Below are 16,094 nucleotides of genomic sequence, written 5' to 3' on the forward strand. Positions count from 1 at the left end.
TGACCCTAGTACGAGAGGACCGGGTTGAACATACCTCTGGTGTACCTGTCGTCGTGCCAACGGCGCAGCAGGGTAGCTATGTATGGACGGGATAACCGCTGAAAGCATCTAAGCGGGAAGCCTCCCTCAAGATAAGATTTCTTCGAGCCGTCGTAGACCACGACGTTGATAGGCTGGATGTGGAAGTGCGGTAACGCATGGAGCTAACCAGTCCTAATTGCTCTGATCGCGCTTAAGAGCCCCACCATCAACATCAGCACTGCATGCTGATGTCGATCGGTCGGTCGTTAAGCCAGCCCAGATATACAAGATTATCCCAAATTAAGTGCACGGCACCGATTAAAACCCAATATATGCGCAAGCTTCATTGCTTGGTGACCATAGCGTCTGTGACCCACCCGATCCCATCCCGAACTCGGCCGTGAAACCAGTCTGCGCCGATGGTACTATTGCTTAAGCACTGGAAGAGTAGGGCGTCGCCAGGCATTGTAGCTCGCGCATATATAACCCATTCATGATGACATAAGATCGATTATTGCGATTTTGACGCGGGATGGAGCAGCCCGGTAGCTCGTCAGGCTCATAACCTGAAGGTCGTAGGTTCAAATCCTACTCCCGCAACCACCGCAATAGAACGACAACGCCGCCCCTCGGGGCGGCGTTGTCGTTCGTGGCGTACGCCACAAGATCCGCCACACTCGCGACAACCTCCGCCTCGGGGCCGTTGGCGACGTCGGGGTAGATCGTCACGCTCTCGATCAGCTGATCCATCAGTTCTGCAGCCTCGATGCGGATGACGCTCTCGTTCAGCGTTTCGCGTAGCGCGCCGATCTTTTCGCTGAACTTCTGGACCAGCACCGGATGCAGCAGGATCTGGGCGACGGGCTTCATCGGCATTGAGCGCGCCAGGCGGTTTTCCAAATCCGCCTTCTCCACTTCTCGATCTGACAGCATCTTCATCAGCGTTGGGCTGAGGAGCCCGTTCAGTAGGTTGGCGGACAGGTGCTCCAATTCCGTCTCAATCACCCAAAGACGGTTTTTCAATGCCTGATCGCGATCGACCTTCGATCGCAAAGGCCCCTATGCCCTGGATCCGTCACACTTGTCAGCGTCCATTTTCATATGATGCCCCTCCGCAAGCAAGGATGCGGCCCGGACACCAGCTGTTCAATGACGAGTGAGCGGCGTTTCAGGACAAAATGGAGCATCCTGGTCTTTGTCGGCATTGCTTGCGCCGGTCGTCTGAAAACGCAGGCGATATTGAAGAGGCGTCACGCCCAACCTGCGCCCGAATACCCGCCGCAACGTGGTGGTCGATCCAAATCCCGCCGCATAGGCGATCGTCTTGATCGGCGCGACACCGTCTTCCAGCAGGCCGCGTGCTATGTCGATCCGGGTCAATTCGACATAGGCGAGGGGGGTGAGCCGAAGTTCGGCACGAAAAAGCCTGGACAAGTGCCGGGGGCTGAGGCCCGCTACCACCCCAAGCGCCTCCAGGCCAAGATCCGCCCGCGGATTTTCGAGGATATGCAGCCTTATCCTGTCGATCGGGCCGACCACGTCGGTTTGTGCAATTAACGCCGCACTATATTGGGATTGCCCGCCAGGGCGCTTCAGGAACACAACCAGCCGACGCGCCACCCAGAGCGCCAGCGCGCGCCCATGATCCTCCTCGATCAGCGAAAAGCTAAGGTCGATCGCCGCTGTGACTCCGGCAGAACTGAAGGCCGGTCGTCCCGCACGAAGATGTGGTCGGGTTCCACCTGAATGTCGGGAAAGTCGGCGGCAAGGCGCTCGGCATATTCCCAGTGCGTGGTGGCGCGACGACCCGCCAGAAGTCCTGCATGAGCCAGCAGGAAAGCCCCCGTGCAGGTGGAGCCGTAGCGTCGGGATTGCCCCGCGCCTGGTCTCTCAGTCATGTTGCGACGGCTTGGCTAGGCGGACCGGGAACACCATAAGGCCCCGCCACGATCAGCGTATCGCAGGGCTCCGCTGCCTCTTCGATGCCAGCATCGGGTATATAGGTGATGCCCGACGCGCTTTCTTCCGCCACGCCGCGTTCGGTCACCAGCCTGACCCGATACCGATCTGCATGGGCCATCTTGCAGTTAGCCTCGCACAGCGCGTCCCGCACCCCGGCAATTTCAAGCAAATGCACGTTTCCAGGCGCGAAAATTGTGACGAGCATGGCGCCAGCTCCGAATGGCCACGGCGGCCGTTGACCGATTGGACCGGGGATGGAAAACGCTCAACACGAGCGGTTGCGGTGGGAAGGGCTGTCATGCGCCTCGTCTGGCGAGCCAGAGCGCGACGTTGCGGGCGTAAAGCTCGGTCGATCGTCGGGCCTCGGGCGTGCGGGGCAGCGCATCGCCCGGCCGCTCGCTGACGAAGCTCGGGCAACCCGCCGAAGGATCCCAATTATAGTCGGCGAAATGGTGGAAGGTGGACTGGGCGATCGCTGGTCCCCCGTCCTCGGACGGCTCGAACGCCACGGCGATATTAAACCGGCGGCCGGTCAGCGCGCTCTTGCCGGTGGCGATCACGCGCGCGGTCGGATTGTTGGCCGGCGCGCCAACGGCGCCTTCATGCGGATGGGCGGGTAGATGGCGCAGCACGCCGTCCGTCGCGTCCGGGTCGATCAGGACGGGATGGGTTCGCCAACAATCTCGATATCCTGGAAATCGCCGTTCGCGCCCGAATGATAATTGGGCCACAAGATCGCCGGCGTCCCGCTGTCGTCGATACAGTGGCGGTCAGCATCGGGCTCCGGATTCCTCGAGTGGAAATAATGGGCGTCGCCGACACTGCCCAGAGTGCAGACCGACGAGCCGAGGTCCATATGGTCGCGCGTCACCATCAGCCCGCCGCCCTTCTTCCGGAAGCGCGAGATGGCCGCGCAATCCTCGTCGTCCAAACCCTCTCCGGTATCGACGGCGAACAGCCAGAGCTGGTCATAGTCCGACATGTCGAGGGTCGAGAGTACGGCGTCCGGTCCACTCGCGCTGTCCCGGTCGCGCGCGGTGACGTGGGTCAGTGGCGCGCCGTCCGTGTCCCTCAGCCCTGCGAGCATGTCGCGCAGCATCGCGAAACGGCCGATATGCCAGTCGTCCTCGATCGTCGGGATAGTCGTCTGCAAAAGGATGCGAATGGGTGCGGTCACGATGGCTTCTTCCTTGCCGACCGGTTCGTCCGGACGGTCCAGCCCTTGCCCATGGCTCGATCGAGATAGGGCGCGGTGCGGCTTTCGCGGCAGGCGGCGACGCTGGCTGGCGGACCGCTCGCGACGATCCGGCCGCCTTCGTCGCCGGCGCCCGGGCCGATGTCGATCACCCAGTCGCTCGCCGCCGCCACCTTCATGTCGTGATCGACCAGGATCACGCTGTTGCCGACGTCGACGAGGGCATGAAGCTGGCCCAGCAGGCGCTCCACATCGGTCGGGTGAAGGCCCGTGGTCGGCTCGTCGAGTATATAAAGCGTGCCGCCGCGCCGGGCGCGCTGCAACTCGGTAGCCAGCTTGATCCTTTGCGCCTCACCGCCCGAAATTTCGGTGGCGGGCTGCCCGAGGCGAAGATAGCCAAGTCCGACCTCGCGCAGCACCTTGAGCGACCGGCAGACATTGGGGGCGTCGCCGAAGAAATCCCAAGCCCCTTCCACAGTCAGCGCGAGCACGTCGGCGATGCTCTTGCCGCGATATCGGATTTCGAGCGTCTCGGGATTGTAGCGAGCGCCATGGCAAATGGGGCACGGCGCGTAAACGCTCGGCAGGAACAGCAGTTCGACCATGACGAAGCCCTCGCCCTCGCAACGCGGGCAGCGCCCCTTGGCGACGTTGAACGAGAAGCGCCCGGCGTCATAGCGGCGCTTCCTGGCTTCGGGAGTCGCCGCGAAGAGCGCGCGGACATGATCGAACAGGCCGGTATAGGTGGCGAGGTTGGAGCGCGGGGTGCGGCCGATCGGCTTCTGGTCGACCTCGATCAGCCGCCCGATAGCTTCCAGGCCGCCGACAATGCGCCCCTCGGTGATGTCGGCCGGTCGTTCGTCGAGCGCGACTTCGGCATCCGGCGGCACGTGGGCAGCGGCCGGCGCGCCGAGTGCATCGGCCACCAGCTCGACCAGCGCCTGACTGACCAGACTCGACTTGCCCGAACCGGATATGCCGGTGACCATGGTCATGACGCCCAGCGGGAAGGCACAATCGACCTTCTTGAGATTGTTGCGCGAAACCCCCTCCAGCCGCAGCCAGCCGGTGGGTTCGCGCCCCCGGCCCGGCGTCCTCCCGCCTTCGTTGAACAGATGCCGCCTTGTCTCCGATGCCACCACCCGACGCAGCCCCTCGATCGGGCCGCTGTAGAGGATCTCGCCGCCATGCTCGCCTGCGGCGGGGCCGACATCGACAATCCAGTCGGCGCAGCGGATCACGTCCATCTCGTGCTCGACCACGAACAGCGAATTGCCCATTGCCTTCAGCCCGTCGAGCGCGCGCAACAACGCTTCGGTGTCGGCGGGATGCAGCCCGGCTGACGGCTCGTCCATCACATAGACGACCCCGAACAGGTTGGACACCACCTGCGTGGCGAGCCGCAGCCGCTGCAACTCGCCCGGCGACAAGGTCGGCGTGCTGCGCTCCAGCGTCAGATAGCCCAAGCCGAGGTCGATCAGCACCGACAACCGGCGGCACAGGTCGGCGGCGATACGCTCGACCACCATGGCCTTTTCCGGGTGAGTCTCACGCAAGGCGGCAAGCCTGCTCGCCTTCGCCTCGGCATATGGCGCGAAAATTCTGGAGAAGTGCGCCATGGGCAGGCTGCTCATCTCGGCAAAATCGAGACCTTCAAAGCGGACCGACAGAGATTCCGGGCGCAGCCGCTTGCCGCCGCAGGCCGGACACAGACTGGCGATCATGAAGCGCGCGGCGCGCTTCTTCATCATCGCGCTCTGGGTGGTGGCATAGCTATGGGTGACATGCCGCTTCGCGCTGGAGAAGGTGCCCATATAGGCCGGCTCGGTCTTTCGCCGGATCGCGCGCTGAATTTCATCATGGCTCCAGCCGGGATAAACCGGGACCTGCGGCTGCTCCTCCGTGAACAAGATCCAGTCGCGCACCTTCTTCGGCAGGTCGCGCCAGGGCGTATCGACATTGATGCCCAGGCTGATCAATATGTCGCGCAGGTTCTGGCCGCCCCACGCCATCGGCCAGGCGGCGACGGCGCGTTCCCGGATCGTCTTGGACGGATCGGGCACCATCGACGCCTCGGTGACCTCATGGACCCGGCCGAGGCCGTGGCAACGCGGGCAGGCCCCTTCCGGCGTGTTGGGCGAAAAGCTGTCAGCGTAGAGCAGGGGCTGGCCCGGCGGATAATCTCCTGCGCGCGAGTAGAGCATCCGCAGCAGGTTGGCGAGGGTCGTCACACTGCCGACCGACGATCGGGTGGTGGGCGATCCGCGCTGCTGCTGCAATGCCACCGCTGGCGGCAGGCCTTCTATCTCATCGACCTCGGGCACTTCCATCTGATGGAACAGCCGCCGCGCATAGGGCGAGACCGATTCCAGGTAGCGCCGCTGCGCCTCGGCATAGAGGGTGGAGAAGGCGAGCGACGACTTGCCCGATCCCGACACGCCGGTGAACACGACCAGAGCGTCGCGCGGTATATCGACATCGACATTTTTGAGGTTGTGCTCGCGCGCGCCGCGAACCCTGACGAAGCCGGATGCCTTGATATCCCGCATGCGAACCTCCTGCCCACCAGCCGTTTGCGAACTGCCGCGCGTTGGCGCCATGTTTCTATACGCCCCTGACGAAAGGGCCTAATCGGCTTACAGCATCGGAAGACGGCGCGGCTCCGGGCCGAGCGGAAAGGCGGAGTCTATCCGCGCGATGTCATCTTCCGTGAGCGTCAGCGAACCCGCACCTGCATTGTCACGGACATGCTCTGCGGTGGACGCCTTTGGGATGGCCAGCAAGGAGGACTTGCGTACCAGAAAGCTGAGCGCCACCTGACGCGCGGTCGCGCCATGATCTGCGGCAATCCGCGCTAGCACAAGGCCGCCCGGCGTTGATGGGCCCGGAAAATAGCCATGGCCCAGCGGGCTGTAGGCTACCACCGCGACGCCATGCGCCTCACACCAAGGCAGCACGGCATGTTCGATCGCGCGCTCGCCCAGATTGTAAAGCAGCTGATTGCAGGCGATCCGGCCTTTGCCTCCGGCTTTCCAGGCTGCGTCAAGGTCGTCCATATCGAAGTTGCTCACGCCCCAGGACAGGATCTTGCCTTGCTCGCGGAGCCGCTCGAAGGCCGCGAAACTTTCTTCCAGCGGATGCGAGCCGCGCCAGTGCAGCAGGTAGCAGTCCAGCCGGTCAGTCCGCAGGCGCGCGAGCGAGCGCTCGCATGCCGCCATCGTCCCGCCGCGGGAGGCGTTGCTGGGCAGAACCTTGGAAACCAGGAAAACCTCGTCCCGCCTGCCTGCAATAGCTTCGCCGATCACAAGCTCCGCGTCCCCATACATTTCAGCGGTGTCGATGTGATCCATCCCGAGATCGAGGCCACAGCGCAGCGCAGCCACCGCTGAGGGCCTGTGCGCATCATCGATATACCAGCTTCCCTGGCCGATTATACCAACGTCCCGGGATAAGGGACCGAACCGCCGCCGCATGGTCGTGGGGATCGGCCAAGGCGCCGCCCGCTGACGTTCACCTGTTGGCGGTCTCATTGGGCCGCCGCCCGCCGCGATTGCGCGCTTGCGCTCTCGAACAGCGTGATGATCGCTTTGTTGAAGGCGGGGATGTCATCGGGGTTGCGGCTCGTCACCAGGCCGCGATCTACCACAACCGCCTCGTCCACCCAATGCGCTCCGGCATTCTGAAGGTCGGTCCTAAGCGACGGCCAGGATGTCAGCCGCCGGCCGTGCGCGCCGCCCGCTTCGATGATGGTCCAAGGGCCGTGACAAATCGACGCGACCGGTTTTCCGGTGTCGAAGAAGCCTTTCGCAAACGCCACTGCCGCAGGCAGGGTTCGTAGCGTATCGGGATTGATGACGCCGCCCGGCAGGAGCAGCGCGTCGAACTCCTCGGATCGGGCCTGATCGAGGGGCAATTCCACCGGAAAGGTGTCGCCCCATTCGGTGAAGTTCCACGCCTTTATCTGGCCTTCCTTGGGCGACACCAGGCGGGTCCAGGCACCGGCCGCGTCAAGCGCCTTGCGCGGCTCGGCCATCTCCACCTGCTCAAAGCCGTCGGTGACCAGAATGGCGACCCTTAGGCCGTCGAGGGTTTTTGTAGCCATGTGTTCCTCCGTCTCGATAATGCGCTTGCTGGTGATGCAGGCTCCCGATGTTCCGCAGGCGCGATCTCAGTCGCGCACCTGCCCGCTGTCTCCGGGCAATTTGTAAGCAAGCACATCGGCATGCTCGATCCTGGGGGTGCCCTCCAGCAGTTCAGGCGTACGCGCGACGAGGGCGCTTCCCACCTTGCCTGCAAGATGCGCGGCGCGTCCCTGGTCGCTCGGGAAGGTGTCGAAGATCGCGAAGTCCAGATCGCCGAACCGCACCGCATACCAAGTCGTCGTGCCGGGCTCTTCCATCACCGCGGCGAGGCCGTCCCGCAGGAAGGATTCTACCTCGTTGCCCTTTCCGTGCTGGGCCATGAGACGAACGAACAACGCCTTCGCCACCGAGATTGTCTGTTCGTCAGCCATTCGTCATTCCTTTTCATTAGAGGGGACGGTGCCGTCCGGATGCCTAAAATGGCGTGCTTCGTCATAACATCCGGGCGCATCCCGATACCTTGATGCTTGTCAGTAAAGGCGCTTCGCAATGCATGTGCACCAAAGCGCGGTTGCGGAGCTTCGGCGGCGGTGCGGAGAATGTCGGCCTTCATTAATCTGCCCCGGAAAGCATGGATGGATCGTGGATTTCGACATAGCGAGGTGTGTTGAGTGCGATCGATCCGCGGCGACACAGGACGGTCATCGTGCGACTCACCGTTTCTACGGCGATGCCGAGATGATCGGCGATGTCGTAGCGGGTGATTGGCAGAACGATCACGTTGGTTCCGCTGGTGCTGACCCGTCGCGACATTTCCGCCAGATAGGCGCCGACCTTTTCCCTCGCCGTTATCCGGCTTTGGACAAGGAGGTGATGCTCGAGCCGGCGGATCGCGTTGGCGGCGCATTGCTGCATCAGCACGGCCACGGCCGGGAAGCGGACGACGAGACCATCGATCTGCACGCGGGTGAACGAGATGATCCGCGTGTCGTTTGAGATGGCTTCCAGGAAGAAAGCCGGATCGAAGGGCGCGAATCCCATAAAATCCCCGGGAAAGGCAATATCGATAATCTGCCTATGGCCGTTGGGCCGTAGCGCGAATTTGCGGACGGCGCCGGATAATACACATGCTACCCCCCCCTGACGGATCACCACGTCGCATGCCTCGTTCCTGCGCCACCGCGACTCGCGCCCCGCCGTCACCATGGCCACCCCGGCATCGGACTGTGCCTGCGGTTTGCCGGGACTTAGCCGAGCTTCGAAAAACGACGTGCGTTCCACATTTGCCTGCATGACGCCCTCGATCATTGTCCCGACGAAGGCACCTTGCGCCCGTGGTTAGGGGGCGACCATTTGTGGATTGCCCTATAGGGAATGCCACTAAGTGACTGCACAGCCGGAACTCGACGAGAAATGAGGCGGCGCCTCCTGCAAATTATGTTATGCTTCGGCTGGCGCAAGCTCTCTCATCCAGCGCAGAGGTTGCCACTCCATGTCGCAACGAAATGAGCCAGAGGCGCTTGGCGCAAAGCCACCCTATGATGCGGTGTTGCGGCTATCCGCCATGGAACGCATGTATGCGCCTTTTATGAGACCGACGAGGATCTCCTTGATCTTGTCGGCCAGTTTTTCGCTGCAGGCGCACGGCGGGGGGACCTGTGCATGTGGGTGGCCCCCGACGGCATCAATTCCGACCTGCTCGCACAATGCGGGGTAGAACTCCATTCGGCGGTTGACACCTACGCCAAGGGGGAGACTTTTCAGTCCGGGCCGATGGCGGCCCTGTGGGAGGAGAAGCTTTCCGAAGCGCTCGACCGGGATCACGCTGGTCTGTGCGCCAGCGGTCACACCTGCTGGCTGGAACAGCGCGACTGGCAGGCCTTCATGGAATATGAAAATGATCTGAACAACATTATCGAGGGGAAGCCCATATCCCTGCTGTGCACCTACCCATTGTCGGCATGCAAGGCGGGCGATATTTTCGAAGTCGTGCGTGCCCATGAAGTAGCGCTCGCAAAACAGCACAAGCGTTGGTCTGTTATCGAGAGTCATCTGACGGATGACAGCGATGCCGCGCTGGATGCCGCCAGCCGGGTCGCATCCCTTTCTCCGCGCGAGCGACAGGTTCTCTCGCTCGTGGCCGAAGGCGGCACGACGAAAGGCATTGCCTATGGGCTTGGGCTGAGCGTGCGAACGATCGAGGTTCATCGCGAGCGCGCCATACGACGGCTGGGCGTACGCACCATGGTCGAAGCCATAAGGTTATTGACGCTTGCTTCGCCATCGATACCTTTGGTGGATGTCACGCGCCATGGATCAGGTGCCGCGCGGGGCGGGTGACGGTCGGCAAAGTGGTATGATCGCCGACCCTTATTCATGCCCTTACCTGTATCTGCGGCACCACCACGGCGTCGCGCGCGGCATCGATCGCCGCACTGAGGGCGCCGACGGTCATCGGACCGATATAGCGCTTCTCGTTGATGAACAGCGTCGGCGTAGCATCCACCCCGTTCAGCACACCACGCGCAAAGTCATGCCCGACCTTCCCCGTGAATGTTCCACTGAACAGCACAGCCCGCAGATCGTCCAGCGGGATTCCCAGATCGCCAGCCAGACTCAATAACATCGGGGTGGTCAGGTTCGCGGACTGCGCCATCAGCGCGCCGTGCATCTGCCAGAAGCGGCCGTGCCTTGCGGCGAACTCCGCCGTTTCAGCGGCCAGCTTCGATAGATCGTGAACGGCGGTGATCGGAAAGTGACGGAAAGTCTGCCTGACACCGGCGCATCGCCGCAAGACTGCTCCGATCACCGGTTCGGCCGAAGCGCAATAGCGACATTGATAGTCGCCATATTCGATCAGGGTGACTGCCGCATCCGGGTCACCGCGCAGGTGGTCCTGGATCGAAAAGGGAGGAAGGATTGTCTGCATAATATAGATCCTGGCGTAGAGTGGGAGAAGCCGCACGAATCGGCTCCGTCCTGCCTATGATGCGGGTCGAACCCGTTTCGCGCCTTGACAGGCGTCATGTCTGGTCCGCGCCGGAAGCGCGCGCCGGCGTTATTCGCTACGAAGCCGATGGGTGGCGAAGCCGCTTCTGGTCGGCGATCAGCGGGCGACAGACATGTTCTACCTGCGCGATGGTTTCGGCCAGGCGATGCGCAAGTATGTCGTCCTCCTCCCCCACCCAGCCGATCGCGTCCTCCCAGCGATCGCGATCGGCGTCGGACGCCAGTGCGTCGGGATCACGGATCAACGACTGCGCGGATGACATCACCTCACCATGGATGGCCCGCATTTGTTCAAAGGGTCGCGCGGCATCCTCTCCGAAATAGGCCATGAACCGATAGCGGCTGGCTTGGAGTTCGGAGAAAAGCGCGCTCTCCTGCGCCAGACGTTCGATCGGTGAGGCATGGGACTGATGGCGCCGGTCGCGGTCGTCGTCCTGCGGCGCGGGGTCGGGCGGTCTGTCGGGAAGCCGCGCCCAGACAAGCACGTCGCGCGCGCGATAAAATTGGGCGAGTACGTCTTCGGCCAGTTCCGCCTTGCGCCGTCCGACGATCTCCGCTCGCCAGGCATCAACCCCCCTCAGAGCGGCCCATCCGGCGACAAGCGTGGCAAGGCCAGCCATCGCCGTCCCCGCCGCGCTCACCCATTCGGCAGACAGGAGCATGGCGGTACCTACTGCTCAGACCGGGCTTCTGGCGTCTTGCGGATCGCGCCACTTCGTGCCGCTACCGTCCTTCGCCGCCCGTTCGGCGTTCCTGATGCGCAGCCGGAAGGCCGTGCCCAACAGCAGGCTGCCGACAAGAAACGCCTGAAATGCGATCATCCAGGTGAGGGTAAGCAGGCTTATCGCCGGGAATGCGATCAGGAGCCCGGCCAGAATCAGCGAAACCGCGCCGCTGGCGACGAGCCACCACCGACCATGGGCGCCGTCCAGCCGGAACGCCGCCACGATCGAGAGCACGCCCGTCAGCATCGCCCACGCGATCAGCATCGCTATGAAGGCGAGCGTGGTTATACCAGGATAGAGTATAGCCACCGCCGCCGCTGCCAGCGCCACCAGCGCATGGAGCGCGGGCCACCACCACCGCGCGCGCCGCTTCGCGCCGCGAACGGCCAGCACGATCGAGAATACCGCATCGGCGATGCAATAGGCCGCGAAGATCAGCACGAGGATGAAAAGCGTGATGGCGGGCCACAACAAGGCCAGCATGCCCAGCACAATAGCGCCCACACCGCGCAACGCCATCGCCCACCAAAGGCCGGCGATCCGCATAGCCACCGGACCTGGATCAAGCATTCGTTCGTAGGTGGTAGCCATGACGGTCTCCTCTTGCAATGGGCGATGGCACTGGCCTTGGGCCGTCAGCCCGCCACGATGATCTTATTTTCAACCCGGACTACGCCCGGCGCCTTCCAGGCCGCACGCTCGGCCTCGCGCCGCTCGGCCCAGGAATGTACAGTCCCGCGCAACGTCACCTCTCCTCCGACGGTTTCCACCATTATCTTCTGCGCATCGATTTCAGCGGACCGCTTGAGCGCCTCTTCGATCTGCTGCTTGACCTCGGTAGGGGTCGCGCGGGGCTTCAGATGGATCAGGTTGGTGACGCCCTTCAGCCCCCTGACCCGGCGAACCACCTCCTCGGCGCGGTCGCTCTGGAATTTCCATTCGACCTCGCCCTCCAGCGTCAGCCAGCCGTTCCTGGCGACCACCTGGATATGCTCGCCCGAATAAGGCAGTTCGCGCTTGAGCGCGGCGACGGCGTCGCGGGCGATCTCGGGATCGGCCCGCTCATTCAGGCTCGGCAGCTTGACTTCGATGTCGTTGGCGACTCCGCGCACCCCCCTGATCTTCTTGACGCCGCGCTCAGCCTCGTATTTCTGGCTGTAGCTGCGGACGAAGCCGGTAAGGGTCACCACCCCGTCCTTGACCGACACCGCGACGTCGCTTGCATCTATGTCGGGATCCCAACGAAGTTCGGCTTCAACGTCACGCTTGATGTCACTGTCGGTCGCCATGGCAAGTCTCCTGCTGATGTATAGCCTGCAGTTTACTTCGCAGTGCGGGCGCGCCGCGTTGATGATCGTCAGGCGTGGAGCCGTTTGTTAAAAAATATAGGCTCCGCAGCGTTGCAGAGCCCGGTCGGTCGTCGGCGGGGGGACGCGACGACACAAAAGGAAGGACGGAACGCGGGGCTCAGCGACCGCCCTTCGGGCCGTCATCGACCTCTTCGAACTCGGCATCGACAACGCCATCTTCGGCCTTGGCCTGGCCTCCCTGACCGCCGTCCGCGCCGCTGCCGGACGACTGCTCCAACGCTGCGGTTTGCTGCGCGAGGGTCTCCGCCTTGCCTTCGATGGCCGTGGCTGATTCTCCGCTAACGGCTGATTTCGCTTCGGCGATCGCCGCTTCGACCGCGGCTCGGGTGGTCGCGTCGCCTCTGCCTTCTGCGAGAGCGTGCTCTGCGGCGGCGATCGCCGAATCGGCGCGGTTACGCGCCTCGACGATCGCGCGGCGCTTGCGATCCTCCTGCGCATGCGCTTGCGCTTCCTTGACCATCCGGTCGATATCGGCCTGGGTGAGACCTCCAGACGCCTGAATACGTATCTGCTGCTCCTTGCCGGTGCCTTTGTCCTTGGCGCTGACATTGACGATACCATTGGCGTCGATGTCGAAGGTCACCTCGATCTGCGGCTGGCCCCGCGCTGCCGGCGGGATGCCGACAAGGTCGAACTGGCCGAGCAGCTTGTTGTCCGCCGCCATCTCGCGCTCGCCCTGGAACACGCGGATCGTCACCGCCTGCTGATTGTCGTCGGCGGTGCTGTAGGTTTCGCTGCGCTTGGTCGGGATTGTCGCGTTGCGGTCGATCATCCTGGTCATGACGCCGCCCAGCGTCTCGATGCCTAGCGAGAGCGGAGTGACGTCGAGCAGCAGGACATCGCTGACATCACCTTGCAGGACGCCGGCCTGGATCGCCGCGCCCAAGGCGACGACCTCGTCGGGATTGACGCCTTTGCTGGGCTCGCGCCCGAAGATCGCCTCGACATTGTCCTGAACCCTGGGCATCCGGGTCATGCCGCCCACAAGGACCACTTCCTCGATATCGGAAGGCTTCAGTCCCGCATCATCCAGCGCCACCCGGCAGGGAGGCTCGGTTCGCCGGATAAGATCGTCGACCAGATTTTCGAGCTGCGCACGGCGAAGACGGATGTCCAGATGCTTTGGGCCATTCTGATCGGCGGTGATGAAAGGCAGGTTGATGCTGGTTTCCATGGTGGAAGACAGCTCGACCTTCGCCTTCTCCGCCGCCTCGCGCAGACGCTGGAGCGCCAGACGGTCCTTGCGCAGATCGATCCCGTCACTCTTTTTAAATTCGTCCGACAGCCAGTCGACGATCCGCTTGTCGAAATCTTCGCCGCCCAGGAACGTGTCGCCATTGGTCGATTTCACCTCGAACACATCGTCGCCGATCTCAAGGATCGAGACGTCGAAGGTGCCGCCGCCCAGGTCGAACACGGTGACCTGACCCTCGCCCTTTTTTTCGAGCCCATAAGCGAGCGCCGCCGCCGTCGGCTCGTTGATGATCCGCAGCACCTCCAGACCGGCGATCTGGCCCGCATCCTTGGTCGCCTGCCGTTGGCCGTCGTTGAAATAGGCCGGCACCGTAATGACGGCCTGGCTGACGCTCTCGCCCAGATAGGCTTCGGCCGTCTCCTTCATCTTGGTAAGCACGAAGGCGGAAATCTGTGCAGGAGAATAGGCCTTCCCGCGCGCTTCCACCCAGGCGTCGCCATTCTTGCCTTTCACGATCTTGTACGGAACAAGTTCCTTGTCTTTGGCCACCACAGGATCGTCATAGCGGCGGCCGATCAGCCGCTTGATCGCATAGACGGTGTTCTCCGGATTGGTCACGGCCTGGCGCTTAGCGGGTTGCCCTACGAGAATCTCGCCTTCGGCAGTGAAGGCGACAACGGAAGGTGTCGTGCGGCCACCCTCGGCATTTTCGATGACCTTGGCCTTGCCACTGTCGAGCACCGCCACGCAGCTGTTGGTCGTGCCAAGGTCAATTCCGATCACATTTCGGGCCATGTCTGCTTCCTTCCACCTGCCATCAACGCGGGTCATGGTTGCAATGAGGAAGGGGAAAGCGCCTTGACGGTCGTCAAGAGCGGCTTGAGCGATGCCGGATTATAGAGGTGGCAATGAACGACGCGACTTCTTGCAGAAAAAAAGCTTCGCGCGTCGCCGCCCGCTATACCTTGCTCAAGCACCGCGATGTTTGACCTCGTGCAGTGGCGGGGTGAACGCTTTGATGGCAAGCGGGCGCACGTTTTTAGAGTCCACCGGCTCGCCATCAAACGACGGGCTAAGAACGTTCGCCGCTCGATACTAGCCCAGTCATATTGTGCGGATCGATCACGAACTTCTTCGGCGATCCGTCGAGGAAGATCTTATAGGCCTCGACCGCACCTTCCAGCGGGATCACCTCGGTATTCAGAAGCGGCGTGAGATAGGGCATACGGTCCCACAGGATGGCCATCATGAGCTCGCGATTATAACGCATCACGGGGCATTGCCCGGCCATGAAGGTAGGCGACTTCACCCAGGCGGCGGGAAAACCCAGCGCCATCAGCCCCTGCTTGTTGAGCTCGGTCGGGGCACCGGGATCCTGATTGGTGTAGACGCCGGGAATGCCCATCGCGCCGGCAGGCCGGATCACTTCCATCATCGTATTGATGACGGCTTCCTCCACATTGTGCGAACAGCCGTCCGGCCCATTGCCGTGGCATTCGAGGCCCACGCAATCCACCGCCGCGTCGACCCAGCGCGATCCGGTGCCCAGGATGGCCTCGATCGGGTCGGCGACGGGCGTGGCGCTCGACGGGTCGACGACTTCGTAGCCTGCCTGCGTGACCAGTGCGCGCCGCGCCGGGTTGGAGTCGCCGACGATGATGCAGGACGCGCCGAGCAGTTGCGCACTCGCGGCGGCGCAGCGACCGACCGGCCCGGCACCCGCGATATAGACGGTCGAGCCCGTTCCCACCCGCGCCTCGACGCAGCCATGATAGCCGGTGGGCAGAATGTCGGACAGCAAGGTGAGGTCCCTGATCTTGTCGATCGCCTGATCGCGATCCGGGAATCGGAGCAGTTGGAAGTCGGCCCAGGGAACCAGCATATATTCGGCCTGGCCGCCCTGCCATCCGCCCAGATTAAAGCCGTAGGCGCCGCAAAACCCAAGCTCTTCATTCGCGTTGAGGCAAACCTCGGTATGCCGTTCCCGGCAGTTGCGGCAGGTGCCGCATGACACGTTGAAGGGCACGGAGCAAATATCGCCGACCTTGATACGCTCGACATGGGAACCGATCTCGACCACCTCGCCCGTATTCTCATGGCCCATCAGCATCCCCGCCGGGGCAGCGAAGCGGCCGTTGTAGATATGCAGATCGCTGCCGCAGATGTTCGTCGTCACGATCTTGAGGATGACAGCGTGCTCGATTTTTCTGCCCTGTGGGTCCTGAAGCTTCGGATATTCCTGATTCTGGAGCGCCATCTTGTGGGGTTCCAGGAATGTGATAGCGCGATTGCCTGCTGACATGATTGAGTTCCTCGATCCGGCGCGATGCCCTTCCGCTACGATCGAGAATAGGCAGTCGGAGCCCGGCCGCCTTGATGGTCGTCAACGCTTGTCCCTAGGCGGCGTGGACAAATTTAAGCCAGTATCTGGCCGTTGCGAGATGGACCATTCCAAGGAAGCTATTGGCCAGTTGATCGTATCGGGTAGCGATGGCGCGGTTGATCTTAAGGTGGCCGAACATGCGCTCGATACGG

At 62.8% G+C, this 16,094-nt stretch carries 19 protein-coding genes, 1 tRNA gene and 2 rRNA genes; 4 read left to right on the forward strand and 18 right to left on the reverse strand.

Features of this window, described 5'->3' with window-relative positions; all coding sequences use genetic code 11:
• From ACOJSJ_RS15615 to ACOJSJ_RS15625, 3 genes are all read left to right on the forward strand, one after another.
• Window positions 1–236: ribosomal RNA gene (locus ACOJSJ_RS15615) — 23S ribosomal RNA — on the forward strand; the annotation flags it as partial.
• Window positions 237–370: 134 nt separating this feature from the next.
• Window positions 371–485, forward strand: a 5S ribosomal RNA gene (gene rrf / locus ACOJSJ_RS15620).
• Window positions 486–547: 62 nt separating this feature from the next.
• Window positions 548–624, forward strand: a tRNA-Met gene (locus ACOJSJ_RS15625).
• Here ACOJSJ_RS15625 and ACOJSJ_RS15630 read toward each other — a convergent pair.
• From ACOJSJ_RS15630 to ACOJSJ_RS15680, 11 genes are all read right to left on the reverse strand, one after another.
• On the reverse strand, window positions 610–1,074 hold the full coding sequence (locus tag ACOJSJ_RS15630) for a hypothetical protein (protein WP_420145895.1): 465 nt from the start codon (window positions 1,072–1,074) through the stop codon (window positions 610–612). The genes ACOJSJ_RS15625 and ACOJSJ_RS15630 overlap by 15 nt on opposite strands.
• A 93-nt stretch (window positions 1,075–1,167) precedes the next feature.
• Window positions 1,168–1,641: a helix-turn-helix domain-containing protein gene (locus ACOJSJ_RS15635; protein ID WP_420145896.1), complete on the reverse strand. Its 474-nt coding sequence runs from the start codon at window positions 1,639–1,641 to the stop codon at window positions 1,168–1,170.
• Window positions 1,642–1,676: 35 nt separating this feature from the next.
• A complete protein-coding gene (locus tag ACOJSJ_RS15640) occupies window positions 1,677–1,919 on the reverse strand; it encodes a DJ-1/PfpI family protein (protein ID WP_420145897.1) in 243 nt (80 codons plus the stop codon).
• Complete coding sequence (locus ACOJSJ_RS15645) at window positions 1,916–2,188, reverse strand: hypothetical protein (RefSeq protein WP_420145898.1); 273 nt, start codon at window positions 2,186–2,188, stop codon at window positions 1,916–1,918. The genes ACOJSJ_RS15640 and ACOJSJ_RS15645 overlap by 4 nt, the downstream gene beginning before the upstream one ends.
• Before the next feature lie 91 nt (window positions 2,189–2,279).
• Window positions 2,280–2,615 (reverse strand): hypothetical protein, encoded by a 336-nt coding sequence (locus ACOJSJ_RS15650; protein ID WP_420145899.1) that lies wholly within the window; start codon window positions 2,613–2,615, stop codon window positions 2,280–2,282.
• A gap of 23 nt (window positions 2,616–2,638) precedes the next feature.
• Window positions 2,639–3,160: a hypothetical protein gene (locus ACOJSJ_RS15655; protein WP_420145900.1), complete on the reverse strand. Its 522-nt coding sequence runs from the start codon at window positions 3,158–3,160 to the stop codon at window positions 2,639–2,641.
• Entirely contained in the window at window positions 3,157–5,727 is a 2,571-nt protein-coding gene (locus ACOJSJ_RS15660; RefSeq protein WP_420145901.1) for an excinuclease ABC subunit A, read from the reverse strand. The genes ACOJSJ_RS15655 and ACOJSJ_RS15660 overlap by 4 nt, the downstream gene beginning before the upstream one ends.
• An 87-nt stretch (window positions 5,728–5,814) precedes the next feature.
• Complete coding sequence (locus ACOJSJ_RS15665) at window positions 5,815–6,651, reverse strand: aldo/keto reductase (RefSeq protein ID WP_420145902.1); 837 nt, start codon at window positions 6,649–6,651, stop codon at window positions 5,815–5,817.
• A 53-nt stretch (window positions 6,652–6,704) separates the two neighbouring features.
• Window positions 6,705–7,280 (reverse strand): type 1 glutamine amidotransferase domain-containing protein, encoded by a 576-nt coding sequence (locus tag ACOJSJ_RS15670; RefSeq protein ID WP_420145903.1) that lies wholly within the window; start codon window positions 7,278–7,280, stop codon window positions 6,705–6,707.
• A 66-nt stretch (window positions 7,281–7,346) separates the two neighbouring features.
• Window positions 7,347–7,691 carry an antibiotic biosynthesis monooxygenase gene (locus ACOJSJ_RS15675; RefSeq protein WP_420145904.1) on the reverse strand — a complete coding sequence of 115 codons (345 nt, stop codon included), beginning with the start codon at window positions 7,689–7,691 and terminating at the stop codon, window positions 7,347–7,349.
• Window positions 7,692–7,872: 181 nt separating this feature from the next.
• Window positions 7,873–8,568 carry a Crp/Fnr family transcriptional regulator gene (locus ACOJSJ_RS15680; RefSeq protein ID WP_420145905.1) on the reverse strand — a complete coding sequence of 232 codons (696 nt, stop codon included), beginning with the start codon at window positions 8,566–8,568 and terminating at the stop codon, window positions 7,873–7,875.
• Between the two features lie 249 nt (window positions 8,569–8,817).
• On the opposite strand from ACOJSJ_RS15680, the gene ACOJSJ_RS15685 reads away from it, so the two are divergent.
• Window positions 8,818–9,600 (forward strand): MEDS domain-containing protein, encoded by a 783-nt coding sequence (locus tag ACOJSJ_RS15685; RefSeq protein ID WP_420145912.1) that lies wholly within the window; start codon window positions 8,818–8,820, stop codon window positions 9,598–9,600.
• A 34-nt stretch (window positions 9,601–9,634) separates the two neighbouring features.
• Here ACOJSJ_RS15685 and ACOJSJ_RS15690 read toward each other — a convergent pair whose 3' ends face one another.
• The 7 genes from ACOJSJ_RS15690 to ACOJSJ_RS15720 all read right to left on the reverse strand — a co-directional run bounded on the left by ACOJSJ_RS15690 (window position 9,635) and on the right by ACOJSJ_RS15720 (window position 16,081).
• Complete coding sequence (locus tag ACOJSJ_RS15690) at window positions 9,635–10,189, reverse strand: DsbA family protein (protein ID WP_420145906.1); 555 nt, start codon at window positions 10,187–10,189, stop codon at window positions 9,635–9,637.
• Between the two features lie 136 nt (window positions 10,190–10,325).
• Window positions 10,326–10,889, reverse strand: coding sequence for a hypothetical protein (locus ACOJSJ_RS15695; protein WP_420145907.1), 564 nt, complete (start codon window positions 10,887–10,889; stop codon window positions 10,326–10,328).
• A gap of 57 nt (window positions 10,890–10,946) precedes the next feature.
• Entirely contained in the window at window positions 10,947–11,585 is a 639-nt protein-coding gene (locus tag ACOJSJ_RS15700) for an HdeD family acid-resistance protein (protein ID WP_420145908.1), read from the reverse strand.
• A gap of 44 nt (window positions 11,586–11,629) precedes the next feature.
• A complete protein-coding gene (locus tag ACOJSJ_RS15705; protein WP_420145909.1) occupies window positions 11,630–12,283 on the reverse strand; it encodes a BON domain-containing protein in 654 nt (217 codons plus the stop codon).
• Between the two features lie 178 nt (window positions 12,284–12,461).
• Entirely contained in the window at window positions 12,462–14,354 is a 1,893-nt protein-coding gene (dnaK, locus tag ACOJSJ_RS15710; protein ID WP_420145910.1) for a molecular chaperone DnaK, read from the reverse strand.
• A gap of 277 nt (window positions 14,355–14,631) precedes the next feature.
• Complete coding sequence (locus ACOJSJ_RS15715; protein ID WP_420145911.1) at window positions 14,632–15,861, reverse strand: glutathione-independent formaldehyde dehydrogenase; 1,230 nt, start codon at window positions 15,859–15,861, stop codon at window positions 14,632–14,634.
• 94 nt (window positions 15,862–15,955) lie between these two features.
• Complete coding sequence (locus tag ACOJSJ_RS15720; protein ID WP_037482006.1) at window positions 15,956–16,081, reverse strand: transposase; 126 nt, start codon at window positions 16,079–16,081, stop codon at window positions 15,956–15,958.
• Window positions 16,082–16,094: the final 13 nt, after the last annotated feature.

This window comes from Sphingobium sp. (assembly GCF_048594625.1).
Classification (GTDB): domain Bacteria; phylum Pseudomonadota; class Alphaproteobacteria; order Sphingomonadales; family Sphingomonadaceae; genus Sphingobium.